Raw genomic sequence first — 23,515 nt, 5'->3', positions numbered from 1 at the left:
TAGGCGAGCCCCCACTATCGACGAAAATCCACGATGCTTGATCAAAACTCCGAGAATCGATCCACGGCGCTCAGTCGCCTCGCCCACTTTCGGCTCGTTTCTGCTTCTCCCCTGCTTTCACCCCCTGCTTTTCACCACCCGCTCGTCAACCCCCTTGCTCTTTAATCCCCCTGATCTTCGAAAGAATAGTCACGCTCGACCCGGGCGATACGCGTGCGATAGGCCGCGTACCAGCGCTCCCGCCCCAGGCGCTGGGCCTCGCGGTGGTCGATGTCACGCTTCCAGGCACGGATCGCGTCGAGATCGGACCAGTAGGAGACGGTGATGCCGATGCCCTCCCGCGCCGATTCGACGCCCAGAAAGCCGGGCTGGGCACGGGCCAGCGTCAGCATCCGATCCGCCATGGCGGCGTAACCTGAGCTGTCGTCGCCCATCAGCGAGGTGAAGATGACCGCGTAGTACGGCGGTTCGGGGGTATCAGCGAGCATCGAGGGCTCCTCTAGCGGGGTGGGCGATAAAGGCACAGCGACGCGTCCGCGCCGGTCACCAGGTCGTCGGCGCCCGAATGGCGGACATTTTCGGACTTCTCTGCCGCTAGCGCTACGGGGACCGACACGCGCCGCCAGATCAGCGCCGGCGATATGCGAGTTGTGCCCTGCCCGCCCGGCTTCTACGTTGTGAAGCGTGGGCGGCGTCGCGACGCCGCTAGACACGACGGCACAAGCCACACACGGAAGTCAGGCCTCAGCAAAGGGAGAGAGCGCCATGGAGATCACACTGCACAACGATGGTATGGATCGCGACGAATTCCATCAGCTCGCCGCCGGCGAAACCGGCGAGACGCTGCGCCACGCCGCCAAGAACCAGCTGGGTAGCGACAACCTCTCGGAGAATCAGGTCAAGGCGATCAAGGACGAAGGCGGTGAAGCCTACGAGCAACTGATCCGGCGCATGACCGAGCACGCCCTGGCGGTGGTCAAGCTGCCGCTGGATACCCCGATCCGGCTGTCGCTGGACTTCGCCGGCGGCGTCAAGGGTTGAGGCAGCGCCCGCCAGCGCGGGGCTAGGCGCGGGCGGGGGCGCCTGGCTAGAATCACAGCCCCGGTCTCCGAGGGCGTTTACAAATTCGGCGAGCGCAGACATTTTGTAGACACCCTCTCAGCGTCCGCGACGAGGAAACCAGCCATGCCCCGCCTGCCCCGCTTCAGCCGTACGCCGCCGGCAGCCGCACCCGCCACGCCGGAGCCCCACGACACGCCAACGCCCGTGACTGACCCAGAGGCGGTGGTCATCGAGCATGCCGAGGTCTACAGCGATGCGCGCTTCTGGCGCAAGCTGGCACGCTTCGGCAGCCGCGCGGGGCGCGGCGTGGCACTCAAGTCGCTGCAGCTCTACTTCGTGCTCAAGCGCCCCGACGTGCCGATCTGGGCCAAGTCGACCATCATCGGCGCGCTGGGCTACTTCATCTCGCCGCTGGACGCGATCCCCGATGTCATCGCCGGCGTCGGCTTCACCGACGACGCCAGCGTGCTGGCGGCGGCGCTGGTCGCGGTCTCGATCTATATCGACGAAGAGGTCGAGCGCCAGGCGGCAGCGGTGCTGGCGCGCTGGTGGCCGGCGTCGTCCGAGTCACCGCCAGGCTGAGGGCCGGCTACCGGGCAATACCCGGCCTTCTCTCGTCCCGCTACTCGTCTCCCCGAACGACTCGATCCTCTCCGCGTCGTCTGCCGGCGTGAGTCGCCTCGACCGTGCGATTCGCCGTAACGGCCATCGATCAGCGCCGAGATGGCCGGATTGTCAGCGCAAAAGCCCAAATCGAGAGCCTAAGAGCTAACTTCCAAACCCTCTGATAGTGGGCGCCGGGGGCAGAGCCAAGCGAGGGTCCTTTGCCATGGATGGCAAAGGTAGCGCCCAGGGAGGGGTTCACAGCGCCCTCGCGACGCCCTGCCGCCGGAGAAGCCCACGTCGCCTAGCGGCTGTGAAAGGCGCTCTAAATCGAAAGTCTACATCGACCGGCAAAACCGCTAGATTGGAGCCGGGCATCGCGATCGCGCGCTGCCGCCCCCATCAGGTCAGCACCAACAACAATGCCGTCGGAGACAACGATGCCCCAGGACAGCGCCGCCCCCGCGCCCAGCTCCCCCAACGCCACCCATCCGCAGACACGCGGCGCCGAGCGCCTGCGCGATGTCGACTACCTGCCACCGCTGCGCAAGGCGATCCCGCTGGGTATCCAGCACGTGCTCGCCATGTTCGTCGCCAACGCCACCGTGCCGCTGGTGATCGCGGGCGCCGCCGGCCTCTCGGGGGCGGACACGGTGTTCCTGGTGCAGATGGCGATGTTCGTCGCCGGGGTCGCCACCCTGGTGCAGACGCTGGGGCTGGGGCCGGTGGGCGCGCGCCTGCCGATCGTCATGGGCACCAGCTTCGGCTTCGTGCCGGTGATGATCCCCATCGCCACCACCCAGGGGCTGCCCGCGGTGTTCGGCGGCGCGCTGGTGGGCGGGCTGGCGATGGCCTCGGTGGGGCTGTTCTATCGCCGCTTGAGCGTGTTCTTTCCACCGGTGGTGTCCGGCACCTTCGTGCTGCTGATCGGCCTGCTGCTGCTGCCGGTGGGCTTCTCCTACGTCGGCGGTGGCTTCGGTGCGGCGGACTTCGGCGCACCCCACCATCTGCTGCTGGCAGCGCTGGTGTTCGTGGTCACCGTCGCTTTCCATCAGTTCGGGCGCGGTTTTCTGTCCGAGGCGGCGGTGCTGATCGGCATCCTGGTCGGCTGCGTGGCGGCGGCGCCGCTTGGCCTGCTCGACTTTTCGGGGGTAGGCGAGGCGGCCTGGTTCCAGCTACCGATCCCGCTGCAGATGGGGATCACCTTCGACCCTACGGCGATGCTGGCGATCGCGCTGATGGCGGTGGTGACCTGCGCCGAGTCGATCGGCGACATCTCGGGGACAGCGATCGGCGGCGCCGAGCGCGAGGCCACCCCGCGTGAACTCTCCGGTGGGGTGATGGCAGACGGCCTGGCCAGCACCTTCGCCTCGCTGTTCGGTGGCTTCCCGCAGATCAGCTTCAGCCAGAACGTGGGGCTGGTCGCTTTCACCGGCGTCGCCAGCCGTTTCGTGGTGGCGATCGGCGGCGCCTTTCTGATCGTCGCCGGGCTGGTCCCCAAGCTCGGCGCGACGGTCTCGGCGATCCCCGCCGCGGTGCTGGGTGGCGCGGTGGTGATCATGTTCGGCATGATCGCCAGCGCCGGGGTCAAGATGCTCTCCCACGCCACCTTCGACAAGCGCAACATGCTGATCGTCGGGGTCTCGCTGGCGGTGGCGATCGGGCTGCCGGCACAGAAAGGGCTGTATGCCGCGGCGCCGGAGCAGATCGGCGTGCTGATCGATTCCGGCCTGATCCCCGGGGCAATCGTCTCGATCGTGCTCAACCTGGTGCTGCCGGGCCGATCATCGTCCTGAGGCAGCCTGTCAGGCGCAGGCTCACCAGCGCTGACTCTCAGGAGAGCGCCGCCACGCTGGCCCGATGACGCCGCACCGCCATCGCCACCAGCGCGCCCCAGCCCAGTACCAGCAGGGCCAGCGTCAGGGTGGCGGGTTCGCCGTGTACGCCCAGCGCGCCGAGCAGCGTGCGTGCGTTGACCACCACGATGGCGCCGCCGACGATCACCGCCAGCAGCCGCGCCGGCAGCAGGCGCACGATCCACGCTGCCAGCGGCGCCGCAGCGAGACCGCTCAGCGCGAACACCGCCACCCACTGCCAGTTGATGTCGTCGAGCCCCAGCGCCAGCACGAAGCCGAGCGTGCCGGCCACGGTGACGAAGAACTCACTGGTATCCACCGAGCCCACCACCTTGCGCGCCTCGATGCCGCGGTGGGCCAGCAGCACCGGGGTGGAGATCGGCCCCCAGCCGCCGCCACCGACGCTGTCGAAGAAGCCGGCGACCAGCGACAGCGGGATCAGCTTGGCGCGGGAGACGTCACGACTCGGCTGCCGCGACGCCAGATCGAACAGATAGCGGGCGATGATATAGAGCCCCAGCAGCAGCAGCCCGAGCGAGATCACCGGCTTGATCGCATCGCCGGGCACGTTGCTGAGAAAGCAGGCGCCGACGAAGGCACCGACACCGCCCGGCAGCATCATGGTCTTGACCAGACGGCGGTCGACGTTGCCGAAGCGCCAGTGGGCGGTCCCCGATGCTGCCGTGGTCGCCACCTCGGCCATGTGGATCGAGGCCGAGGCGATCGCCGGGGTGACCCCGAGCGCCAGCAGCATCGATGAAGAAGTCAGCCCGTACCCCATGCCGATCGCCCCATCCACCAGTTGGGCGATAAAACCGGCGATACCGAAGATGATCAGACGCTGCATGCCGCTCTCCCGGAAAGTCGCTGCGTGCAAGCCGTGGCGGAGCCGCTCCGGCCACACGCTTATACTTGAAATGGTATAAGAAACGCGATCAATATAACGGAGGTCTCGTGCAGCGCGACAATCTCGATTTTCGATATGTATATCGAGGCTGCCGCTATGACGGCGATGCCCCTGGCTATGACGGCGAGACCACTTCCCATTCACCCAACGAGACGGCGCCATGTCCTTCGATACTACCGCGCACAACCGCCAGATGACCCACTTCGACGGCCACGACTCGGTTTGGCTGTTTGGCTATGGCTCGCTGATCTGGAAGGCAGACTTCGACTATCTGGAACGCCGCCCGGCCGCGATCCGCGGCTGGACCCGGCGCTTCTGGCAGGGTTCCCACGACCACCGCGGGACACCCGAGGCCCCCGGGCGCGTATTGACCCTGACCGAGCAGCCGGACGCGGTCTGCCACGGCATGGCCTACCGCATCGCCCCGCGGGTCTTCGAGCCGCTGGATATCCGCGAGAAGAACGGCTATCTGCGCGTGGTCACGCGCATGGACTTCATGGACAGCGCCACGCCGGCCACGGCGGAGGGGGTGGTCTATCTCGCCGGGGCCGACAATGCCGCCTATCTGGGCCCGGCCTCGGAGGCCGAGATCGCGCGTCAGATCGCTGCCTCACACGGCCCCAGCGGGCCCAACCGCGACTATCTGCTCAATCTCGCCCAGGCCCTGCGCGAGCTGGGCTGGGACGACGCCCACGTGTTTGCCCTGGAGCGCGAGCTGAATGCCTTGGAAATGGCTCACGCAAGCGACTGAGCGCGCGGGACGGGACGAAAGATGGATGAGCATCTTATCTGCTGCAAGCCAAAACAGCAGACAGCACCTACGCCGCACCCCAGGGGCGACAACGGGGCAAGCACGGTGACGGTCCGCCGGGGTAGTCAGATATCCGCGAGCTGCGCCAACGCTTCCTGCAGCCTCTCGGCAGAGGCCGGCCGCACCCGCCGCGCGATCTCTTTACCGTCGTAAAGAAAGATCAGGGTGGGCCACAGCTTGACCCTGAAGGCGCGCCCCAGCGGGCGGCCCTTGCCATCCTCGAGCTTGAAATAGGGCGCCTCGAAGCCGGCGAAGGCTTCGGCGATCAGTGGCTGCGCCGCCTGGCACCAAGGGCACCAGGAGACGCCGAACTCGATCACCGCCGGGCCGCGCATCTCGCGCAGCGCGTCGAGTTCGGGGGCCTGGGGCGCGTAATCGATGGGCAGCATGGCCTCACTCCTCGTCGAGAAGCTGGAGGTCGTCGGCGAACGCCTGCCAGCGCTTGACGTAGTGCTCGGCGGACGCTTCCAGCGCAGCGCGGGCCTCGGCGTCCAGGGTACGTATGGCCTTGGCCGGCGAGCCGACGATCAGCGAGCCATCGGGGAACTCCTTGCCCTCGGTGACCAGGGCCCCCGCACCGACCAGGCAGTGCTTGCCGATCCTGGCGCCGTTGAGCACCGTGGCGCCCATGCCGATCAGGGTATGGTCGCCCAGCTCGCAGCCGTGGAGGATGGCGTGGTGACCCACCGTGCAGCCGGCGCCGACGCGCAGCACGAACCCCGGATCGGTGTGCAGCATGCAGCCCTCCTGGATATTGCTGCCGGCCCCGACGACGATGCGCTCGTTGTCACCGCGGAGCACCGCGTTGAACCAGATGCCCACATCGTCACCCAGCTCGACGCGTCCGATCACATGCGCCCCGGGAGCGATCCAGTAGCGCCCGCTGGCGGGGAGCTGGGGGCGGTGTTCGCAATAGGCGTATAGCGGCATGGCGGACTCCAGAGACGACGCGAAAACGCTGATGGTCTCTCGTCACTACTGCCTGCGCCAGGCGACTTTAGCCGCCTAGGTCACTAGCCGCCCAGGTCGCTCATTCCAGCGCCGGGGCGGGCGCGCCGCGCGAGCTCAGGCGAGGTCGTCCTGCCCCCGGTCATCGCTCACCGAGGCGCTCACGTTACTGGCGCCATAAAGATTGTGCTGCGGGCTGGTCTCGCTCTCGGCACTCATCGAGAACGGCAGCAGCGCCGAGACGATGACGGCGGCCAGCATCGAAAAGAGACGATTGAATACGTTCATGACCACTCCTTGACGCTTGTCACTGGCGGTAAGACGGCTGCGGCGTTTCGCCGCAGCCTCTAGTTAGCATGCTAAACAATGCGTCAGCCGTCAAGTCCATTGCGGCCGGCCCCACCGGCTAATGCCGCGGATGGCGATGATTTCTCGCCTTTGTCGACATCTATCATGGCACTGAGGGGGCTAGCTCATTAAACTAGTGACGCATTCGCGTTCGCGCCTGTCCGTATCCATCAGACAGAGAACCTTCATGAAATTGCGTCACGGCATCACGCTCTGTTCCCTGCCGACCACCCAGGCAGGAGCGGCATCCGGCGATACCCCCAACGTCGACGTGGTTCTCATCGGGGGCGGCACCATGAGTGCTACCCTGGGAACCTTGCTGCAGTCGCTGCAACCCGACTGGTCGATCCAGCTGTTCGAGCGGCTGGATCGCGCCGCCGAAGAGAGTTCCAACGTCTGGAACAACGCCGGTACCGGTCACTCGGCCTTCGCCGAGATGAACTACACCTCGCCCCAGCCCGACGGCAGTGTCGACATTCAGCGCGCCATCGGCATCACCGAGCAGTTCGAGGTCTCGCGTCAGTACTGGGCCAGCCAGGTGCGCGACGGCGTGCTCTCCGAGCCGCGCTCGTTCATCAATACCGTGCCGCACCTGAGCTTCGTGTGGGGCCAGGATCGCGTCTCCTTCCTGAATGCGCGCTTCGAGGCGATGCACCGCAACCCGCTCTACGCCGGCATGGAGTACGCCGAGGACCCGGCCAAGATCGCCGAGTGGATCCCGCTGGTGATGAGCGGGCGCGAAGGCGATGACCCGGTGGCGGCCACGCGCATGCCGATCGGCACCGAGGTCAACTATGGCGAGCTCACCCGCCAGATGATGGACTCGCTGGCCAAGCGCGACAATTTCGAGCTGTCGCTCAACACCCAGGTGCGCGATCTCAAGCGCAACGCCGACGGCAGTTGGAAGGTGACGGTCGCCAATACCAGCGACGGCGGCAACGAGCGCAGCGTCAACGCGCGCTTCGTGTTCATCGGCGCCGGCGGCGCGGCGCTGCCGCTGCTGCAGAAATCGGGTATCCCCGAGGCCAAGCAGTACGGCGGCTTCCCGGTGGGCGGGCAGTTCCTCTACACCACCAACCAGGAAGTGGTCGCCAAGCACGACGCCAAGGTCTACGGCCTGGCGCCGGCCGGCTCGCCGCCGATGTCGGTGCCGCACATCGACAAGCGTATTCTCGATGGCACCCCGGCGATCATGTTCGGCCCCTTCGCCACCTTCTCGAGCAAGTTCCTCAAGAACGGCTCGTGGACCGACCTGATGCGCTCGATCACCCCGAGCAACCTGTGGCCGATGACCAAGGTCGGGCTGGATAACCTGGATCTGGTGCGTTACCTGATCAGCCAGCTGCGCATGTCCGAAGAGGACCAGTTCGAAGAACTCAAAGGCTACTACCCCGAGGCCAAGCGCGCGGACTGGAAGCTGTGGACCGCCGGTCAACGGGTGCAGACGATCAAGGACGTCGAGGGCAAGGGCGGCACGCTGCAGTTCGGTACCGAGCTGGTGAGCGGCGCCGACGGCACCATCGCCGCCCTGCTGGGCGCCTCCCCGGGGGCGTCGACGGCGCCGTCGATCATGCTGCGCCTGATCGAGGAGGTGTTCCCCGAGCAGGTCAAGAGCGAGGCGTGGCAGGCCAGGCTGCGCGAGCTGGTGCCCTCCTACGGACAGGTGCTGGCGTCCAATCCGACGCTGCTGAGCGAGGTCCGTGCGATGTCGCGGGAGCTGCTCGAACTCGACGAGCCCGATCTGGGGCAGGCGGCCATCGACGCCCCCTCGCCGCGTCAGCACTAGACGTCAGCACTCAGCACCAGGACACACTTCTCGTCGCCATTGCCAAGCGCCCGCCGGAATCCGGCGGGCGCTTGGCGTTTCTGGCCGCCCACGACGCCTGTCATTCCCCTCAGGGGGTCGCGGCGTCCGGCTCGATCGCCCCCAGCCCCGAAAGAATGCGGTAGGCCGTCTCCACCCGCGCCGCATTGGGGTAGTTGCGATTGGCCAGCATCACCAGCCCCACCTGGCGGTCGGGCAACATTACCACGTAACCGCCGAAGCCGTTGGTCGAGCCGGTCTTGTTGATCCACACCTTGGCCGGCCGTGCGACGTCATCACCCGGCGGGGCGATCGGCTTGGCCGTCTGCGGCTCGAGAATCATGCCATAGCCATTACCCGCCACCAGGGTGTCGAGGCTGACCGGGCGGGGATACTGCTCCCAGATCAGATCCTGGGTCATGTCGCCGACCTGGTAGTAGGGCCGCTGGGTGGCATCGATCGCCTGCTGCAACTCATCGTCGAGCGTGAGTAGCCCCAGATTGGCCTGGACCAGCCGCGCCAGGTCGGTGGCGGTGGTCTTGATACCGTAGGCTTCGTCCTCGAGCACCCCGGGCGAGACCCGCGTGGGTTCGCCCGACTTGTTCTCGCCCATGGCATAGTGCCCCTGCTCGGTGGTGGGCACGTCGTACCAGGTGTGGTTTAGCCCCAGCGGTTCGAGCAGTTGCTCGCGCATCGCCGGCACGAAGTCGCTGCCGAGGCTGGCGGCAGCTTCCAGCCCCAGCAGGCCGATGCTCAGGTTGGAGTAGAGTCGGCTCTCACCCACCGGCGCGCTCGGCTGAAACTGGCGATACCAGGCCATCAGCGCATCCTGATCGTTGACCGTCTCGGGCACGAACAGCGGCAAGCCGCCGGCGGTGTGGGTACCCAGATTGATCGCATCGACGTCGTCGAAGACGCTGCCCTCGAGCACCGGCAGGTACTGGCTCACCGGCGCATCCAGATCGAGCTTGCCGCGCACCGCAGCGAGAGTAGCCAGCGTGGCGGTGAAGGGCTTGCTCAGCGAGCCGATCTCGAACAGGGTATCGGCATCCACCGGCTGGCGTTTTTCCCGGTCGGCGACGCCGTAGTCGAGCACCTGGACCCCGTCGCGGCGCACGATAGCGACCGCCATGCCGGCGATCCGCTCCTGCTGCATCAGCGTCTCGATCAGCGGGTCGACTACCCGGCGGGTCTCGGCCTCGCCCGTCTCCTGGGCCACGGCCGCCTGCGTACCCAGCACCAGCGCCACCCCCAACCACCATGCTTTCATCCTGCTCTCCTTGGCTCGTAGTCCCGCACCGGCGACGGGCAACCGCCCTGGCGCCAGCTGCCGCTATCATGCGCGCAAAGGCATGACGAGCAACACAGGCACCGCGTAACCGTTCGTCAAGCGCCTGGCCGACCTATGTTTGCCGCAGAGCCGGGCCGCGGTCGGCGCCCTCTGCCACATGATCCGACTGACGGAGTTCCGCGATCCCGCGAGATGCGGGCGAAGCTCGCGCATGACATCGAAGCAGCGCAGACACGCCTGCTCCGTGGTCACCGGTAATAGTCGGACGGTGGTCATCGGACATCCTCCTTGTGAAGAGGCGTCAGGTTAGAATCGGGCAGATCCGCTTGGCAGCGCCAAGACGTCTTCGATCTTCTGGGACATCGCCATGTCCAATACCCAACTTCGGCTCGACCGTACGCAGAGCGTGCCGATCTATCGGCAGCTCTATCAGCGCCTGCGCGAGGCGATGACAGACGGGCGCCTGCCCCCCGGCAAACGGGTGCCCTCGGTACGCAGCCTCGCCAGCGAGCTGAACCTGTCGCGCGGTACGGTAGAGCTGGCCTATCAGCTGCTCGTCAGCGAAGGGTATCTGTTGCCGCGAGGCCCGGCGGGCACGATCGTGTCACCCCACCTGCCCGACTCCATGGGGCCGACCCCGGCACCGGATACGATGGCCGATCAAGCGCCGGAGCCTGATCTAGAACCGCCGCTACCCTTCCAATTGGGGCTGCCGGCGCTGGACGCCTTCCCCCACAAGCTGTGGGCGCGTCTGACCCAGCGCCGACTCAGGGCCCAGTCCAGCGCCGAACTCAACTATCCGCCGCCGACGGGCCACCCGGCGCTGAAGCGCGCCCTGGTGAGCTACCTCGGGGTGTCGCGCGGTATCGCCTGCCAGCCCGAACAGATCTTCATCACCGACAGCTACCGGGACACGCTTGGGCTGATCTGCCGGGCCCTGCTGGCACCCGGCGACAGTGGCTGGTTCGAAGAGCCGGGCTATGTGATGGCGCGGGAACGACTGCTGGGCGCGGGGATGCTCTTGAACCCGGTGAGCGTCGACGCCGATGGGTTGAATGTCGAAGAGGGATGTTCACGCACCACCCAGGCCCGCTTCGCCGTCGTCACGCCCACGCATCAGAGCCCCACCGGGGTGACGATGCCGCTCGCCCGCCGGCGGGCATTGCTGGCATGGGCGAAGCGGGAGGAGGCCTGGATCATCGAGGATGACTACGATAGTGAGTACCGCTATCGCGGCCAGCCCGAACCGGCACTGAAGAGTCTCGATGGTGACGAGCGCGTGCTCTACACCGGCACCTTCAGCAAGGTCCTGTTTCCCGCCATCAAGCTGGCCTACCTGGTGGTTCCCCATGCTCAGGTCGCGACCTTCCAGCGCACGATGCAGGGGCTAGGGCATGGCGCCCCGACGTTGAGTCAGGCGGTGGCAACGGATTTCATCGAAGAAGGCCATTTCGCCCGCCATCTCAAGCGTATGCGGGCGCTCTATCAGGTGCGCCGTGAACATCTTAGTCAGGCGCTCGAGCATCATCTGGGCGACCGGGTTCAGCTCGATCTACAGGCCGGCGGGATGCACCTGCTGGCCCGTCTTCCCGACGACGCCGACGATGTGGCCCTCGCGAACCGGGCTGTCAGCGCCGGGCTGGGTGGACATGCACTGTCCTCTTGGTACCTGAGTTCGGCAAAAGAGTCCGGCCTGTTGCTGAGCTTCACCAACGTCACCGATGCCGCCCACGCCGACGAACTGGCCGCCCGGCTGGCCGCGCTCATGACATGACGCGGCCCGGCGCTTTTTGCCATGGCCTAGAAATCGTCGCAGATCTTGGCTCTGTGCGACCTCACGCCTGCCTCTCATCCTGTCCCGGTATCCGATTCACTCCTTCCCACAATCCACTCCCCAGACAGGTGAACGACATGAAAGCCCGCGTGAATTACTACCAGACCTCTCCCCAGGCCGCGCAGCAGTACCTCGATTTCAGCATGGCGCTGTCGCAAAACGACGTGATCAAGGAGATCAAGCATCTGGTGACACTGCGCGCTTCCCAGCTCAACGGCTGCGCCTTCTGCGTCGACATGCACGTCAAGGAGGCGAAGATCGACGGCGAGCGCGAATTGCGCCTGCACCACGTTGCGCTGTGGCGGGAATCGACGCTGTTCACCCCCCGCGAACGGGCTGCCCTGGCCTGGACGGAAACCTTGACCCGGCTGCCCGAGCATGGGGTCGATGACAATACCTATGATGACGTGCGCAGCCACTTTTCCGAAGCGGAGCTCTCGGACCTGACCTTCCTGATCGTGGCCATCAACGGCTGGAATCGTCTCAGCATTGCCTTCCAGGTCGTTCCTGGTTCCGCCGACAAGGCCTTCGGACTGGACAAGGCGGGACTGTGATCACGCGTTAGAGCGTGTGGCACCGAGTGCACAGCGGGGTCAATGCACCACGTTGCGAATGAAGCGCAGCGTGCCAGCTCCATCGTTGCGATAGCGATAGGGCTGGTCACTCGGATAGACATGGAAGTCGCCAGCGGCGATGACGATGTCACCCGTGGCAAGCGCCAGCGTCAGCGTCAGCGTGCCTTCGATCACCACCAGCATCTCGTGCCAGCCGTTGTCGTCGGCCGCCGATTCGTAGACCTCACCCGGGGCGAGCGACCAGGACCACAGCTCGACCTCCTGGCGGGCCGGCTTGCTCGCCAGCAGCCGTGCCCGGCTCTGCGGCGAGCGGCCGACCCAGGCGACCTCGTCGATGCGCGCGGAGTCTTCACTGTCCGGTGGCTGAACCAGCGCGTAGAACAGCACTCCCAGCGCTTCGGCCAGGCGGTCCAGCGTGTTCAGGCTGACGTTGACATCGCCCTTCTCGATATTGACCAGCATGCGCCGGCTGAGCCCGGCGCGTTCGGCCAGCGCCTGCTGGCTCAGAGAGGCCGCCTGGCGCAGGCGCCGGACATTGGCGGCCACGTGCACCAGGACGTCGGGGCGCTCGTTAGTGTTGTGCAATATATTGCCCATCCGTACAATCGCGACTCTCGTCCCCGCCGCCCACCGCCGAGGCGCTGCGCGGTCAGGTTTGGCGAGCCATCATGCCCGAGCCCTCTGGAGGTGTCATGTCCGTCGCCAACCATCCCCTCGTCCAGCGCACCTGGCCGGTCGCCATGCTGGTGGTGGCGATGTGTTCGATCCAGAGCGGTGCAGCGGTGGCCAAGACGCTGTTTCCCCAGATCGGCGCCACCGGCACCACCTCGATTCGCCTGATCCTGGCCGCCGGCCTGCTACTGCTGGTGATGCGCCCCTGGCGGCGACGCATCAGCCGCCGGGCGTGGAAGTCGACGCTGATCTACGGCGTTTCGCTGGGCATCATGAACCTGATGTTCTATCAGGCGCTGGCGCGCATTCCGCTGGGGATCGCGGTGGCGCTGGAGTTCACCGGCCCGCTGGCGGTGGCGATGCTCTCCTCGCGCCGCTGGCTGGACCTGGTGTGGGTGGCGTTCGCGGTCAGCGGCCTGATCCTGCTGCTGCTGCTGGGTGACGACCACAGCGGCCCGGTCGATCCGGTCGGCGCGGCCTTCGCCCTGGGTGCCGGGGTGTGCTGGGCGCTGTATATCCTGTTCGGGCAGAAGGCCGGGGCGATCAACGGCGCCCAGAGTGCCACCCTTGGCATCACCATCGCCGCGGTGGTGATCGCCCCGATCGGGCTGATCGAGGTCGGCCCGGCGATCTTCGCCCCCGAGATCCTGCCGTTCGCGCTGGCGGTGGCGGTGCTCTCCACCGCGCTCCCCTACACCCTGGAGATGATCGCGCTGCCGCGCCTGCCGACCCAGACCTTCGGTACCCTGATGAGCCTGGAGCCGGCGGTGGGCGCGCTCTCCGGCCTGCTGTTCCTGAGCCAGCAGTTGAGCGTGCTGCAGTGGCTGGCGATCGCGCTGGTGATCGTCGCCTCGATCGGCACCACGCTCACCGCCCGCGCCCAGGAGCCGTTCGAGGCGCCGCTACCCGACTGAGCGCGGTACCGCCCGGGGCGCGCTGCCGGCGTGCACGAATCTTCCAGACGCGCCACGCTGGGCATGGCAGACTGAAGCGGCTTCCACGCAGCCCAGGAGGAGAGCATGTCGTCGACCGGGTGGATCGATCTGCAGCGCCACGGCAGCGGTATCGAGACCCTGCGCGCCCACTTCGAGGGCCACGCCTACGACCCGCACTGGCACGACAGCTATCTGGTCGGCTTCACCGAGCAGGGTGTGCAGCAGTTCCACTGCCGGCGTCAGCGTCACGACAGCACCCCGGGCCGGCTGTTCTTCGTCGAGCCCGGGGAGCTCCATGATGGCCGCGCGCCCACCGCGGGCGGGTTCACCTATGCCATGCTCTACCTCGATCCGGCCTGGCTGCAGCGTGAACTGCGCCAGTTCGGCGCAGCGCCGGTCACCAGCGGCGAACCCGGCTTCCGGCGCACGCTGGCCGACGACCCCGAGCTGGCGCGCCAGGTGGCCGCGGCCTTCACTGCACTGCGCACGCCCGGGTGGCGGCTGGCCCGGGAGACACATCTCGACGCCGTGCTGCGCGGCATGCTGCCCCACCTGGGCTGGCAGGAGCGCGCTCTGGGCGACCCGCGGCTGCCGCGCACCGCGCGTCTGGCCCGCGACTATCTGCACGCCCACTGCGAGCAGGATATCGGCCTGGAGACCCTCGCCGCCCACTGCGGCGTCGACCGCTTCCGTCTCAGCCGCGCCTTCAAGGCCGCCTTCGGCCTGGCGCCGCACGCCTATCTGGTCCAGCTGCGGCTCGCCCGTGCACGCCGCTGTCTGGCCGTGGGCGATGCCCCGGCCGAGGTCGCGGCGCGTTTCGGCTTCGCCGACCAGAGCCATCTGGGGCGCTGGTTCCGACGCGCCTATGGCCTCACGCCCGCGGACTACCGCCGCCGCGGCTGAGCTACCTTGCCTCGATCCATCTCTGTAGCCCCTTGCCGACCTGATCCCTTCGCCTTCCCCTTTCGCGCCGAGGCCATCGGTCAGCTCTCGGTGGCCTATCCCTCCTGCTCAGATCTTCCAGACGCGTCAGCCGCGCCAGGCGATAGTCGGGGCTCATGTTGTCCGATGGAGCCACCCCATGCCGAGCTGGATACCTTTCGCGCTGTTCGCCATCGTCGCCTCGATCACGCCGGGGCCGACCAATCTGCTGATTCTGCATCAGGGGCTACATCACGGCTTCCGGCGTACCCTGCCGGCGGTGATCGGTGCCAGCCTGGCCGCTGCCGCGCTCGTGCTGCTGGTGGGGCTGGGCCTGGGCCAGCTGCTGACCAGCCGGCCCTACGCGAGTCTGGCGCTGAGCTGGCTGGGTGTGGTCTGGCTGAGCTGGCTGGCGTGGCGGCTCTATCACGCACCGGCGCCATCCACTGAGCGCACCGAGGGCACGCTAGCGCCGAACTTCGGTGCGCGGCAGGCAGCAATCCTGCAACTGATCAATCCCAAGACCTGGCTGATGGCCCTGGCGGTGGTGGGCGTGTTCGCCCCGCAGCACGCCACCCCGGTCGCGATCGGCGGGCTGGCGGCGATCTTCGCCACCCTGGCGATGCCCTGCCTGGCCGCCTGGGGGGCGATGGGAGACGGCGCCGCGCGCCTGCTGCGCTCTCCAGCGCAGTGGCGGCTATTCAACCGCGCGCTGGCGCTGGTGCTGCTGCTGGTGGCGTGGTGGAGCGTGCTGATGCCAGGCTGAGAGAGTAGCTGGCGGGAAAATAAGGAGAGGACGAGCAGCGTGAGGGATGACAGGAAAGCGCCATGGCGAAACGGCCGGCTTCAGGCCGCTTGGCGATGGCGCCCCCCATGGGCACCACGGCCCTTGCGTGAATAGCTGCCCTTGCCCTTCTTGGGCGTCTGCTGCTGCTGACGAAACTGCGGTGTGCGCAACGCGGCCTTGAGCGCGTTGTCGCGGATCGGCTGACGTGCCATGGAAGCTCCTTGACGTTCAGAATGGTGGATCAGGATGAGTGGCCAAGATGGAGGATGAAACGTGACGCTTCAAGCCTGCATGAACCCGACCTCCTGGGAAGCGCGCCAGCGGCAGGCGCCAACTGCAAACGGCCACCGGGGGGTGGCCGTTGGCGTCTGTCTTGCCGTTCCCGCTATCGCTCAGGCAGCGGCGAGGTGCTCGTAGAGCACCATGCAGCCGATCACGATCAGCACCAGGCCACCGCCGATCTCGGCGCGCTTGCCGATCAGCGAACCGATGGCGCGGCCGAGCATGATGCCGATGGTGACCATCAGCGTGGTGGCCAGGCCGATCGCCGCCGCCGCGACCAGGATATTGACGTTGGCAAAGGCCAGGGTGACGCCGACCGCCATGGCATCGATGCTGGTCGCCAGAGCGGTGGCCGCCACCAGCCAGAACGAGCGTCGCGCCGGGGCTTGTGCCTCGCCCGCATCGCGCGGGCCATCCGGCTTGAGACCGGCCCAGATCATGTGCGACCCGAGCCCGGCGAGCAGTACGAAGGCGATCCAATGATCCCACTCGGACACGAAATGCGTTGCCGCCAGGCCGATGGCCCAGCCGATCACCGGCGTGATCGCCTCGATGGTGCCGAAGATCATGCCGATGCGCAGCGCCTCGGGAAACCGCGTGCGCTTGAGGGCGGCGCCCTTGCCGATCGACGCGGCAAAGGCATCGGTCGACATGGCGAAGGCAAGCAAGAATAGAGATGCGGGATTCATGGCGTCGTCCAGCCGGTGGTTGCACCACGACACCCGCCAGGCCCGACTCTGCGTCGCGGGTGTCAATGGTCTCGCCAACCGACATCGGTGTGCGTGCCACGGCCAGGGCCGAGTGTGTTGACACGCACGCCGCTGGGCGACAACAGACACACCAGCGACCGGCTACTCCCCAAAGAGATTCAGACTATAGTCGCCGCGCCCCAGACTTTCAATAAATGATTGAATTCAAAGGAAAAAATACACCCCGGTTAATTCATGTCGTCAGCGTTAATCAAGTTCACCGGGGTTGAACTTCGATCCCGGGGTTGGCGGGTGCGCTGCGTGGCAAGCCGTCAGTGCCGTGGTGATCCAGCCGCGCAGGCGGTCCGGAGAAATCTCGCCACGCGCATACAGCAGGTGGTAGGTCAGCGGCGCGATGAGCGTATCCATCAGCACCGCGACCGAAGGTGCTACTTCTCCGCGCGCCAGGGCACGCTCGCGCAGGGTCTGCATGATCGCCTCGCTGCACTCCCGACAGCGCTGCCGACGCTCATCGTCGGCGCTGGCCATGATGTCGTCGAGCCCACGTCGGCCGGGCACCGAGGTCATCTCCTCGAGATACTGCTCGCACCACGCCTGCAGATCGCCGGCCAGGCTGCCGGTATCCGCCGGCGCGGTATCGAGATGCAGACGCTCGAGCGAGACATCGGCCAACAGCTCGGCGAGGTTGCCCCAGCGCCGGTAGATCGTCGACGGGGTGACGCCCGCCAGCTCGGCAATCTGCGGCACGCTCAGCGCATCGCGCCGGCCCTCCTGCTGTAGCGTTCTGACCGCTTCATGTACCGCCTGCTGAACCCGGGCGCTGCGCCCGCCCGGCCGCGCGGCTTCCTTGTTCGTCGTACTCGCCATGCCTCTCTCCCGACTCGCTTACTACTCGCTTACTACTCGCGTCCCGCTCGATCCATCATTCGGCTCACCCACTGGCCTAAACGCAAAATATTTGCTTTTTGCTTTGAGCACGCTCAGACTTCCGTTAACGCAAAATTTTAGCATTAATGGAGCCCGTCATGTCACCGCCATCCGTCGCTCCCGCGGCCTATCCGGCGCCGCGGCTCGGCACGTTGACCTACTATGCGCTGCTGATGGTGACCTTTCTCGCCGCCTCCAGCGCGCCCACCCCGCTCTATCGCCCTTATCAGCTCGCCTGGGGCTTCTCGACCACTTGGCTGACGCTGGTCTTCGCCAGCTATGTGTTCGCCCTGCTGCTGACACTGCTGGTCTCCGGCTCGCTGTCGGACTATCTCGGCCGCCGTCCGGTCGTGGCGTTGGCGATCATCGGCGAGATCGCCGCCATGCTGGTGTTCCTGGCCGCGGACGATCTCGCCTGGCTGCTGGCGGCGCGCATGCTGCAGGGCGTGGCGACCGGTGTGGTGACCAGCGCACTCGCCGCCGCCATGCTCGACAGCGACCATCAGCGCGGCCCGGTAGTCGCGAGTATCGCCCCGCTCTACGGCATGGGTTTCGGCGCGCTGATCGCCGGCGCGCTGGTGACCTACGCCCCCGCGCCGATGCACCTGATCTATTGGCTGCTGCTGGTGATTCTCTGCGTACAGGGGGTGTGGCTCATGCGCATTCCCGAGACCGCGGCGCGGCGTGCGGGGGCGTTGGGTGCCCTGCGCCCGCGCATCGGCATTCCACCGGCCGTGCGCGGTCCGCTGCTGCGGGTGGTGCCGGCGGTCGTCTCGTCTTGGGCGCTGGGTGGATTTTCCCTCTCCCTCGGCCCGACCCTGATCGAGCGCGTGAGCGGCATCCATAATCCGATGGTGGGCTGTCTGATCACCTTTCTGCTGCCGTTCATCGGCGGGATCAGCGTGCTGACGCTGCGCGCCAGGCCGCCGCGCTCGGCGGTGATGATCGGCACGGCCTGTCTGATGCTGGGCATGGGTGGTCTACTGGCGGGGGTAAGCAGCGACTCGGTGGCGGTGCTGCTGGCGGGAACGGCCGTGGCGGGTATCGGATTCGGCGCGGCTTTCATGGGCGCCATGCGCACGGTCATGCCCCTGGCGCCGCCGACCCAGCGCTCGGCGCTGATGGCAGCCTTCTATACCATCTGCTATCTCTCGGCCAGCCTGCTGTCACTGGCCGCTGGCGTGGCGACCCAGCATCTCGGCCTGCTGCCGACGACCTACGCCTACGGCACGCTGGTCGCCCTGCTCTCGCTGACCGCGCTGATCGCGGCTCTGGCCGCACCGCGCGGGGACGCCGGATGCTCCCCACGCCTCGTCTGACGCGGTGACACGGGCTGTGCTTCAGCCCGCGTGCACCTCGCGCTCGAGCGCCTGGCGCATCTCGCCATCCAGTGACAGCGCCTGTGCCAGCTGGTCGAGCCAGGCTTTCTCCATCGGGTTCTGATCGTCGATGATCGCCACGCTGGCGAGATAGATCTCGCGGGCGGCCTGAGGCGAGTCGGCATCGCGCGCGATCGCCTCGGCATCCAGCGGCGCCGACATCTCGCGCTCGACCCAGGCGTGCAGCTCGTCATCCGCGCCCAAGGCGTCGATCTGCTCGGCCAGGGCGGCACGCTCGGCGGCATCGATATGCCCATCGGCGCGCGCCGCCGCGATCATCGCCTTGAGAATGCCGCGGCTGCGCGTCTCCTGGCGCTCGCCGGAGAGCTGCTCCAGCGGCTGGTCCGTTGCGCTCGTCGCCTCGGCCGGTGCCGACTGCTGCGCCTGATGCGACTGCCACGCCTTCCACGCCAGCGCCCCGAGCCCCGCCAGCGCGCCGTACTTGATCGCCTTGCCGCCCAGGCTGCGCCCGCGCTTGCTGCCGATCAGCATGCCCAGCGCGCCACCGCCGAGTAGCGACTTGACGTCGAAGCCGCCGCTGCCGGCCTTCTGGCGTTGACCGCCACCCGCCTGCTGCATGAGCTGGGAAAGGATCCGTTGTGCGTTCATCTGCTGTACTCCGCTGCCTGTCGAAAAGAAGTGGCGCCGCCAGCATCGGCCACCGGGCCACGGCATCGCCCCGGTGTGCCAGTTTGCCGCAGCACCGGGCACTCAAGGCGCTGCCGCGAGGGCCGATAGAGCGTACTCGGCACCCACGCGGATCGGTGCCGTCCCGGCCGCCACCCGCAGGTGACGCCCGGCTCTTCGATACTAAGGGAAGGCAGGTGAACCAAGCATGAAACGTCTCGCAGACATGACCGTGAAGACCAGCTGGCTGCTGGTACTGGTGGCATTCACACTCCTGGTGCTGGGGGTCGCGGGGCTGGCCGCCTACGCCGTCAACACCGACGTCTCGCCGGGGCTGATCAACGCCGGCATTGTCGTCGCGGTGGTGGCGACCCTGGTGCTGGTGACGATCGTGCTGTGGGGGGTGACGGTCAACGTGATTCGTCCGCTGGAGCGCCTGGTGGAACACTGCGAGAAGCTCGCTACCGGCGATCTGTCGGTGCCGGTGGAGCGCCGCGGCAATAACGAGATCGGCCGGTTGTTCGCGGCCATGGCGCAGACCCAGAGCCATCTCTCGCACACCGTCGGCAACGTACGTGATGCCTGCGGCAACGTGCTCGACGGCGCCAGCGGCATCGCCCAGGGCAATACCGATCTCTCCTCGCGTACCGAACAGCAGGCCGCCTCGCTGGAAGAGACCGCTGCCAGCATGGAGCAGCTGACCTCGACCGTGCGCCAGAACGCCGACAACGCGGTCCAGGCGAGCCAGCTGGCGAGCGAAGCCACCGATGTGGCCAATCGCGGCGGCGAGGTGGTCGGCGGCGTGGTCAGCACGATGCACGCGATCAGCGAGAACTCGCGCCAGGCGGTGACGCTGCTCGATGCCATCGACTCGGTAGCGTTCCAGACCAATATCCTCGCCCTCAACGCCTCGGTGGAAGCGGCCCGCGCCGGCGAACAGGGCCGCGGCTTCGCCGTGGTCGCCAACGAGGTGCAGACGCTGGCCAAGCGCTCGGCCGATGCGGCCAAGGCGATCCGCGACCTGATCCAGCGCTCCGCCGAGCGGGTCGAGAGCGGCGCCGCCCTGGCCGACAAGGCCGGCACCACGATGCAGGACATCGTCACCTCGATCACCCGGGTCAGCGAGATCATGCACGAGATCGCCGCGGCCTCGGAGGAGCAGAACCACGGCATTACCCAGGTCAACCAGGCGGTGACTCAGATGGACCAGGTCACCCAGCAGAACGCCGCGCTGGTGCAGCAGGCCGCCAACGCCGCGCGGGCGCTGGAAGAGGAAGCCAACGAGCTGCAGTCGGTGGTCGCGGTGTTCCGCCTCGACGCCAGCGCGGCGGCCAGCCCGCGGCGCCCGCAGGCCGCGCCGCTGCCGGCGGCGAGCGCCAAACTTGCAGACGCCCAACCGGCCCCGCGCCGCGAGGCGGAGACCGCCGAGTGGGAAGCGTTCTAGCCACTTTCTGAGAAGTACCGCGCTGGTCGACTTTTCAGACAGCACCTAGACACGCCGTCGGCTGAGTTCGCTAGTCGATGAGGGCAGGCCGCTGCGGCTGGGCATGAAACAGGAAGGCATCCTCGATGTCGCGGGCAATCGCCCGCGGCGTCGAGAGCGGCGGCAGCGCGTCGGGCGCGAAGTAGGCCGCATCCAGCACCTCGTGGCCGGGGTTCAGCGGGGCGTCGTCGAGCCGCTCGCAGAGGAAGAACAGCTTGTAGAAGTCGAGCACGTCCGCCGGATAGGCGTGGCGCGCCTTGTGGCGGATGGCATAGAGCCGCGCGATGCGCACCCGGATACCGGCCTCCTCCCACACCTCCTTGCAGGTATTGTCGGCCGCCGACACACCCACCTCGGCATAGCCGCCGGGCAGGGTCCAGCGGCCATCCGAGCGCTCCTGCACCAGCAGAATACGCCCCTGCTCGATGATCGCCGCGCGCACGTCGATCTTGGGCGTGACATGCCCCTCCCGCGGGCCCAGCGCCGTGACGATACGCTCGGGGGTGGCGTCGCCCAGCGCCGCCATCATCTCGCGCGAGAGCGCGGATATCTCCTCGTAGCGTTCGCGGTCGAAGGTGTCGCGGCAGTAGTGCAGCCCGGTATCGGCGAGCGCAGAGATACGCTTGGCCCAGCTCAGCCATTGATCTTCCATGGGGTCCATCCTGCTGCGGGTGAAGGCGCCAGACTAACAAGTGCACCTGTGGCACGCACAAAAAAGCCCCTCCGAAGAGGGGCTTGATAGGACGACTCAGGGCGCCGGCGGGGCGTTCGGTGCCGGAGGAGCATCGGGCGCCGGGGGCGTGCCGGGTGCCGGGGGCGCCGGCGGCGCATCGGGCGCCGGCGGCGCATCGGGCGCCGGAGCCTGACCGGCGCGCGGCGGCTGGGTCAGCGCCTCGAAGGCGGCGACCTGCTCCGGGTTCAGCACCTGGGCCAAGGCGCTGTGGCGCTGTTCGATCAGGCGTTTGAAGCGTTCGCCACGCGGGTCGTCGACCTGGGCGTCGGGTGCCGCGCCGGGCCGCTTGAGCTGGTGTAGACCATCGAAGAAGGTGCGCTGGGCGTTGAGCACCTCCGCGCTCTGCTGCTGATCGAGCTGCCAGGTCGCGAACAGCGGCGTGAAGCGCGCCTGCAGGTCGGCCTCCAGCGCCGCCGGATCGTGCTCGTGGCGCGGGCCAGGATGGCGCGGCATCGCCGCCTGACGCTCAAGCATCAGGTAAGCGCGCAGCTGGGCCGGCTCCAGCACATCGGCGAGCTGCTGGCGCTGACGCTCGAGCAGCGCATCGAGCGCACCACGACGCGCCTCAGGGGCCGCCTTGGGGCCATCGCCGCGTAGCTGGCGCAGCCCGTCACGGAATTCGGTATCCGCCTGGGCCAGCGCGGCCTGCTGGCGCTGATCGAGCTGCCAGCTGGCGACCACGGCGTCCTTGAGCGCATCGGCGTGGGCGTGCTTGGCGCTGTGCGGCGCCGGTGGCTGCGCACGCTCGGCCGGCGCCGCCATGGCCAGCGGTGACAGTGCGGTGAGGGTAACGGCGAGCGCGAAGAGTGACTTGGACCTTGCTTGCATGATGACACGACTCCTGTGGCGCACCGGGACGCGGTGCACCCCCACTATCGCCGCGTTTCATGCACGCAGTGTGCAGCGAGCATGGAAGCTCGGCCCCAGACGTGCAAAACCGCCCACATGGGGCGGTTCGACAGGCATCGATCAGAAAGGCTTCCGAGTCAGCCTCAGAACGCCCAGTCCTCGTCTTCCGTGCTGACCGTCTTGCCGATCACGTAGGAGGAGCCGGAGCCGGAGAAGAAGTCGTGGTTCTCGTCGGAGCCGGGCGAGAGCGCGGCGAGGATCGCCGGGCTGACGTCGGTGACGCTGGCCGGGAACAGAGCCTCGAAGCCCAGGTTCATCAACGCCTTGTTGGCGTTGTAGTGGAGGAACTTCTTGACGTCTTCGGTCAGGCCGACGTCGTCGTAGAGGGCTTCTGTGTATCTCACCTCGTTGTCGTAGAGCTCGTGGAGCAGCTCATAGGCGTAGATCTTGATCTCTTCCTGGCGCTCCGCCGGCAGCTGGGCGAGCTGACGCTGGAACTTGTAGCCGATGTAGTAGCCGTGGATCGCCTCGTCACGAATGATCAGGCGGATCAGGTCGGCGGTGTTGGTCAGCTTGGCGCGGCTGGACCAGTACATCGGCAGGTAGAAGCCGGAGTAGAACAAAAACGACTCGAGGAAGGTGCTGGCGACCTTGCGCATCAGCGGGTCTTCGGCGCGGTAGCGCTCGAGGATCAGCTCCGCCTTCTTCTGCAGGAAGGGGTTCTCCTCGCTCCAGCGGTAGGCGTCGTCGACGTCGCGGGTGGCGCACAGCGTCGAGAAGATCGAGCTGTAGGAGCGCGCGTGGACCGACTCCATGAAGCTGATATTGGTGATCACCGCCTCTTCGTGGGGGGTCACCGCGTCCTCGATCAGCGTCGGCGCGCCGACCGTGCCCTGGATGGTGTCGAGCAGGGTGAGACCGGTGAAGACACGGATGGTCAGCTGCTGCTCGTGCTCGGTCAGGGTGTTCCACGACGGGATGTCGTTGGAGAGCGGAATCTTCTCCGGCAGCCAGAAGTTGCCGGTCAGGCGGTTCCAGACCTCCAGGTCCTTGTCGTCCTGGAGGCGGTTCCAGTTGATCGCATCGACCCGGCTCAGATGGCGGGCTGCAGAGGTCGCGGGCATATCCATGAGCATGTTCTCGTTCGGTTGACGCCGGCGCTCACGCCGGC

Annotated in this window: 26 protein-coding genes and 1 riboswitch; of the genes, 12 read left to right on the top strand and 14 right to left on the bottom strand. The window is 67.2% G+C overall.

What is annotated here, in order from left to right; all coding sequences use genetic code 11:
• Window positions 1–161: 161 nt before the first annotated feature.
• Window positions 162–488, bottom strand: a complete 327-nt coding sequence (locus J0A90_RS17060; protein WP_207033901.1) for an antibiotic biosynthesis monooxygenase — start codon at window positions 486–488, stop codon at window positions 162–164.
• A 277-nt stretch (window positions 489–765) separates the two neighbouring features.
• Here J0A90_RS17060 and J0A90_RS17055 point away from each other — a divergent pair, with 277 nt between their 5' ends.
• The 3 genes from J0A90_RS17055 to J0A90_RS17045 all read left to right on the top strand — a co-directional run bounded on the left by J0A90_RS17055 (window position 766) and on the right by J0A90_RS17045 (window position 3,461).
• A complete protein-coding gene (locus J0A90_RS17055; RefSeq protein WP_035475106.1) occupies window positions 766–1,041 on the top strand; it encodes a hypothetical protein in 276 nt (91 codons plus the stop codon).
• Between the two features lie 144 nt (window positions 1,042–1,185).
• Window positions 1,186–1,644 carry a YkvA family protein gene (locus J0A90_RS17050; protein WP_207033899.1) on the top strand — a complete coding sequence of 153 codons (459 nt, stop codon included), beginning with the start codon at window positions 1,186–1,188 and terminating at the stop codon, window positions 1,642–1,644.
• 461 nt (window positions 1,645–2,105) lie between these two features.
• Window positions 2,106–3,461 (top strand): uracil-xanthine permease family protein, encoded by a 1,356-nt coding sequence (locus J0A90_RS17045; RefSeq protein ID WP_207033897.1) that lies wholly within the window; start codon window positions 2,106–2,108, stop codon window positions 3,459–3,461.
• 37 nt (window positions 3,462–3,498) lie between these two features.
• Here the strand turns inward: J0A90_RS17045 and J0A90_RS17040 are convergent, their stop codons facing one another.
• The gene (locus tag J0A90_RS17040) at window positions 3,499–4,368 is read right to left on the bottom strand and encodes a sulfite exporter TauE/SafE family protein (protein WP_207033895.1); all 870 of its coding nucleotides are present in this window, start codon (window positions 4,366–4,368) and stop codon (window positions 3,499–3,501) included.
• A 220-nt stretch (window positions 4,369–4,588) separates the two neighbouring features.
• Here J0A90_RS17040 and J0A90_RS17035 point away from each other — a divergent pair, with 220 nt between their 5' ends.
• On the top strand, window positions 4,589–5,179 hold the full coding sequence (locus tag J0A90_RS17035) for a gamma-glutamylcyclotransferase (protein WP_207033893.1): 591 nt from the start codon (window positions 4,589–4,591) through the stop codon (window positions 5,177–5,179).
• 125 nt (window positions 5,180–5,304) lie between these two features.
• Here J0A90_RS17035 and J0A90_RS17030 read toward each other — a convergent pair whose 3' ends face one another.
• From J0A90_RS17030 to J0A90_RS17020, 3 genes are all read right to left on the bottom strand, one after another.
• Window positions 5,305–5,628 (bottom strand): thioredoxin family protein, encoded by a 324-nt coding sequence (locus J0A90_RS17030; protein ID WP_207033890.1) that lies wholly within the window; start codon window positions 5,626–5,628, stop codon window positions 5,305–5,307.
• Between the two features lie 4 nt (window positions 5,629–5,632).
• Window positions 5,633–6,169, bottom strand: coding sequence for a gamma carbonic anhydrase family protein (locus tag J0A90_RS17025; protein WP_207033888.1), 537 nt, complete (start codon window positions 6,167–6,169; stop codon window positions 5,633–5,635).
• 135 nt (window positions 6,170–6,304) lie between these two features.
• Window positions 6,305–6,475 carry a hypothetical protein gene (locus tag J0A90_RS17020; protein ID WP_207033886.1) on the bottom strand — a complete coding sequence of 57 codons (171 nt, stop codon included), beginning with the start codon at window positions 6,473–6,475 and terminating at the stop codon, window positions 6,305–6,307.
• 247 nt (window positions 6,476–6,722) lie between these two features.
• On the opposite strand from J0A90_RS17020, the gene mqo reads away from it, so the two are divergent.
• Window positions 6,723–8,321 (top strand): malate dehydrogenase (quinone), encoded by a 1,599-nt coding sequence (gene mqo, locus J0A90_RS17015; RefSeq protein WP_207033884.1) that lies wholly within the window; start codon window positions 6,723–6,725, stop codon window positions 8,319–8,321.
• Window positions 8,322–8,430: 109 nt separating this feature from the next.
• Here the strand turns inward: mqo and ampC are convergent, their stop codons facing one another.
• Window positions 8,431–9,609 carry a class C beta-lactamase gene (gene ampC / locus J0A90_RS17010; RefSeq protein ID WP_207033882.1) on the bottom strand — a complete coding sequence of 393 codons (1,179 nt, stop codon included), beginning with the start codon at window positions 9,607–9,609 and terminating at the stop codon, window positions 8,431–8,433.
• A gap of 388 nt (window positions 9,610–9,997) precedes the next feature.
• Between ampC and J0A90_RS17005 the strand changes: the two genes are divergently transcribed.
• On the top strand, window positions 9,998–11,404 hold the full coding sequence (locus J0A90_RS17005) for a PLP-dependent aminotransferase family protein (protein WP_233076892.1): 1,407 nt from the start codon (window positions 9,998–10,000) through the stop codon (window positions 11,402–11,404).
• 137 nt (window positions 11,405–11,541) lie between these two features.
• Window positions 11,542–12,018 (top strand): carboxymuconolactone decarboxylase family protein, encoded by a 477-nt coding sequence (locus J0A90_RS17000; RefSeq protein ID WP_207033876.1) that lies wholly within the window; start codon window positions 11,542–11,544, stop codon window positions 12,016–12,018.
• A gap of 39 nt (window positions 12,019–12,057) precedes the next feature.
• On the opposite strand, the gene J0A90_RS16995 is transcribed toward J0A90_RS17000, so the two are convergent.
• Window positions 12,058–12,624, bottom strand: a complete 567-nt coding sequence (locus tag J0A90_RS16995) for a helix-turn-helix domain-containing protein (protein ID WP_233076891.1) — start codon at window positions 12,622–12,624, stop codon at window positions 12,058–12,060.
• A gap of 107 nt (window positions 12,625–12,731) precedes the next feature.
• On the opposite strand from J0A90_RS16995, the gene rhtA reads away from it, so the two are divergent.
• The 3 genes from rhtA (at window position 12,732) to J0A90_RS16980 (ending at window position 15,333) form a co-directional block, all read left to right on the top strand.
• Window positions 12,732–13,625, top strand: a complete 894-nt coding sequence (gene rhtA / locus J0A90_RS16990; protein ID WP_233076889.1) for a threonine/homoserine exporter RhtA — start codon at window positions 12,732–12,734, stop codon at window positions 13,623–13,625.
• A 105-nt stretch (window positions 13,626–13,730) separates the two neighbouring features.
• The gene (locus J0A90_RS16985) at window positions 13,731–14,549 is read left to right on the top strand and encodes an AraC family transcriptional regulator (RefSeq protein ID WP_207033870.1); all 819 of its coding nucleotides are present in this window, start codon (window positions 13,731–13,733) and stop codon (window positions 14,547–14,549) included.
• Between the two features lie 178 nt (window positions 14,550–14,727).
• The gene (locus J0A90_RS16980) at window positions 14,728–15,333 is read left to right on the top strand and encodes a LysE family translocator (protein ID WP_207033868.1); all 606 of its coding nucleotides are present in this window, start codon (window positions 14,728–14,730) and stop codon (window positions 15,331–15,333) included.
• 80 nt (window positions 15,334–15,413) lie between these two features.
• Here the strand turns inward: J0A90_RS16980 and arfA are convergent, their stop codons facing one another.
• The 3 genes from arfA to J0A90_RS16965 all read right to left on the bottom strand — a co-directional run bounded on the left by arfA (window position 15,414) and on the right by J0A90_RS16965 (window position 17,213).
• On the bottom strand, window positions 15,414–15,566 hold the full coding sequence (arfA, locus tag J0A90_RS16975; protein ID WP_207033866.1) for an alternative ribosome rescue factor ArfA: 153 nt from the start codon (window positions 15,564–15,566) through the stop codon (window positions 15,414–15,416).
• A gap of 180 nt (window positions 15,567–15,746) precedes the next feature.
• Window positions 15,747–16,325 (bottom strand): manganese efflux pump MntP, encoded by a 579-nt coding sequence (gene mntP, locus J0A90_RS16970; RefSeq protein WP_207033864.1) that lies wholly within the window; start codon window positions 16,323–16,325, stop codon window positions 15,747–15,749.
• A gap of 11 nt (window positions 16,326–16,336) precedes the next feature.
• Window positions 16,337–16,508, bottom strand: a riboswitch (yybP-ykoY riboswitch).
• An 84-nt stretch (window positions 16,509–16,592) separates the two neighbouring features.
• Window positions 16,593–17,213 (bottom strand): TetR/AcrR family transcriptional regulator, encoded by a 621-nt coding sequence (locus J0A90_RS16965; RefSeq protein WP_207033862.1) that lies wholly within the window; start codon window positions 17,211–17,213, stop codon window positions 16,593–16,595.
• A 158-nt stretch (window positions 17,214–17,371) separates the two neighbouring features.
• Between J0A90_RS16965 and J0A90_RS16960 the strand changes: the two genes are divergently transcribed.
• Complete coding sequence (locus tag J0A90_RS16960; RefSeq protein WP_207033860.1) at window positions 17,372–18,592, top strand: MFS transporter; 1,221 nt, start codon at window positions 17,372–17,374, stop codon at window positions 18,590–18,592.
• A 21-nt stretch (window positions 18,593–18,613) separates the two neighbouring features.
• Here J0A90_RS16960 and J0A90_RS16955 read toward each other — a convergent pair whose 3' ends face one another.
• A complete protein-coding gene (locus J0A90_RS16955; protein WP_207033857.1) occupies window positions 18,614–19,261 on the bottom strand; it encodes a tellurite resistance TerB family protein in 648 nt (215 codons plus the stop codon).
• Between the two features lie 226 nt (window positions 19,262–19,487).
• Here J0A90_RS16955 and J0A90_RS16950 point away from each other — a divergent pair, with 226 nt between their 5' ends.
• The gene (locus tag J0A90_RS16950; RefSeq protein WP_207033855.1) at window positions 19,488–20,723 is read left to right on the top strand and encodes a methyl-accepting chemotaxis protein; all 1,236 of its coding nucleotides are present in this window, start codon (window positions 19,488–19,490) and stop codon (window positions 20,721–20,723) included.
• 70 nt (window positions 20,724–20,793) lie between these two features.
• On the opposite strand, the gene J0A90_RS16945 is transcribed toward J0A90_RS16950, so the two are convergent.
• The 3 genes from J0A90_RS16945 to nrdF form a co-directional block, all read right to left on the bottom strand.
• Window positions 20,794–21,414 (bottom strand): NUDIX hydrolase, encoded by a 621-nt coding sequence (locus tag J0A90_RS16945; RefSeq protein ID WP_207033853.1) that lies wholly within the window; start codon window positions 21,412–21,414, stop codon window positions 20,794–20,796.
• 96 nt (window positions 21,415–21,510) lie between these two features.
• Window positions 21,511–22,323, bottom strand: coding sequence for a hypothetical protein (locus J0A90_RS16940; RefSeq protein WP_207033851.1), 813 nt, complete (start codon window positions 22,321–22,323; stop codon window positions 21,511–21,513).
• A gap of 164 nt (window positions 22,324–22,487) precedes the next feature.
• A complete protein-coding gene (gene nrdF, locus J0A90_RS16935) occupies window positions 22,488–23,468 on the bottom strand; it encodes a class 1b ribonucleoside-diphosphate reductase subunit beta (protein ID WP_035475159.1) in 981 nt (326 codons plus the stop codon).
• Window positions 23,469–23,515 lie beyond the last annotated feature (47 nt).

It is taken from the genome of Salinicola sp. DM10, from assembly GCF_017306975.2.
Lineage (GTDB): Bacteria > Pseudomonadota > Gammaproteobacteria > Pseudomonadales > Halomonadaceae > Salinicola.
This window is presented reverse-complemented; position numbering and strand designations above follow the sequence as displayed.

Excerpts from the sequence above, each read along its gene's own strand:
- J0A90_RS16960 (WP_207033860.1), top strand. The coding sequence starts at position 17,372 with ATGTCACCGCCATCCGTCGCTCCCGCGGCCTATCCGGCGCCGCGGCTC.
- J0A90_RS17060 (WP_207033901.1), bottom strand. The coding sequence starts at position 488 with ATGCTCGCTGATACCCCCGAACCGCCGTACTACGCGGTCATCTTCACC.
- J0A90_RS17030 (WP_207033890.1), bottom strand. The coding sequence starts at position 5,628 with ATGCTGCCCATCGATTACGCGCCCCAGGCCCCCGAACTCGACGCGCTG.
- J0A90_RS17050 (WP_207033899.1), top strand. The coding sequence starts at position 1,186 with ATGCCCCGCCTGCCCCGCTTCAGCCGTACGCCGCCGGCAGCCGCACCC.
- J0A90_RS16955 (WP_207033857.1), bottom strand. The coding sequence starts at position 19,261 with ATGAACGCACAACGGATCCTTTCCCAGCTCATGCAGCAGGCGGGTGGC.
- J0A90_RS17000 (WP_207033876.1), top strand. The coding sequence starts at position 11,542 with ATGAAAGCCCGCGTGAATTACTACCAGACCTCTCCCCAGGCCGCGCAG.
- J0A90_RS17035 (WP_207033893.1), top strand. The coding sequence starts at position 4,589 with ATGTCCTTCGATACTACCGCGCACAACCGCCAGATGACCCACTTCGAC.
- J0A90_RS17025 (WP_207033888.1), bottom strand. The coding sequence starts at position 6,169 with ATGCCGCTATACGCCTATTGCGAACACCGCCCCCAGCTCCCCGCCAGC.
- J0A90_RS16950 (WP_207033855.1), top strand. The coding sequence starts at position 19,488 with ATGAAACGTCTCGCAGACATGACCGTGAAGACCAGCTGGCTGCTGGTA.
- J0A90_RS17040 (WP_207033895.1), bottom strand. The coding sequence starts at position 4,368 with ATGCAGCGTCTGATCATCTTCGGTATCGCCGGTTTTATCGCCCAACTG.
- J0A90_RS17055 (WP_035475106.1), top strand. The coding sequence starts at position 766 with ATGGAGATCACACTGCACAACGATGGTATGGATCGCGACGAATTCCAT.
- nrdF (WP_035475159.1), bottom strand. The coding sequence starts at position 23,468 with ATGCCCGCGACCTCTGCAGCCCGCCATCTGAGCCGGGTCGATGCGATC.
- J0A90_RS16985 (WP_207033870.1), top strand. The coding sequence starts at position 13,731 with ATGTCGTCGACCGGGTGGATCGATCTGCAGCGCCACGGCAGCGGTATC.
- mqo (WP_207033884.1), top strand. The coding sequence starts at position 6,723 with ATGAAATTGCGTCACGGCATCACGCTCTGTTCCCTGCCGACCACCCAG.
- arfA (WP_207033866.1), bottom strand. The coding sequence starts at position 15,566 with ATGGCACGTCAGCCGATCCGCGACAACGCGCTCAAGGCCGCGTTGCGC.
- mntP (WP_207033864.1), bottom strand. The coding sequence starts at position 16,325 with ATGAATCCCGCATCTCTATTCTTGCTTGCCTTCGCCATGTCGACCGAT.
- ampC (WP_207033882.1), bottom strand. The coding sequence starts at position 9,609 with ATGAAAGCATGGTGGTTGGGGGTGGCGCTGGTGCTGGGTACGCAGGCG.
- rhtA (WP_233076889.1), top strand. The coding sequence starts at position 12,732 with ATGTCCGTCGCCAACCATCCCCTCGTCCAGCGCACCTGGCCGGTCGCC.
- J0A90_RS17045 (WP_207033897.1), top strand. The coding sequence starts at position 2,106 with ATGCCCCAGGACAGCGCCGCCCCCGCGCCCAGCTCCCCCAACGCCACC.
- J0A90_RS16980 (WP_207033868.1), top strand. The coding sequence starts at position 14,728 with ATGCCGAGCTGGATACCTTTCGCGCTGTTCGCCATCGTCGCCTCGATC.
- J0A90_RS16965 (WP_207033862.1), bottom strand. The coding sequence starts at position 17,213 with ATGGCGAGTACGACGAACAAGGAAGCCGCGCGGCCGGGCGGGCGCAGC.
- J0A90_RS17005 (WP_233076892.1), top strand. The coding sequence starts at position 9,998 with ATGTCCAATACCCAACTTCGGCTCGACCGTACGCAGAGCGTGCCGATC.
- J0A90_RS16945 (WP_207033853.1), bottom strand. The coding sequence starts at position 21,414 with ATGGAAGATCAATGGCTGAGCTGGGCCAAGCGTATCTCTGCGCTCGCC.
- J0A90_RS16940 (WP_207033851.1), bottom strand. The coding sequence starts at position 22,323 with ATGCAAGCAAGGTCCAAGTCACTCTTCGCGCTCGCCGTTACCCTCACC.
- J0A90_RS17020 (WP_207033886.1), bottom strand. The coding sequence starts at position 6,475 with ATGAACGTATTCAATCGTCTCTTTTCGATGCTGGCCGCCGTCATCGTC.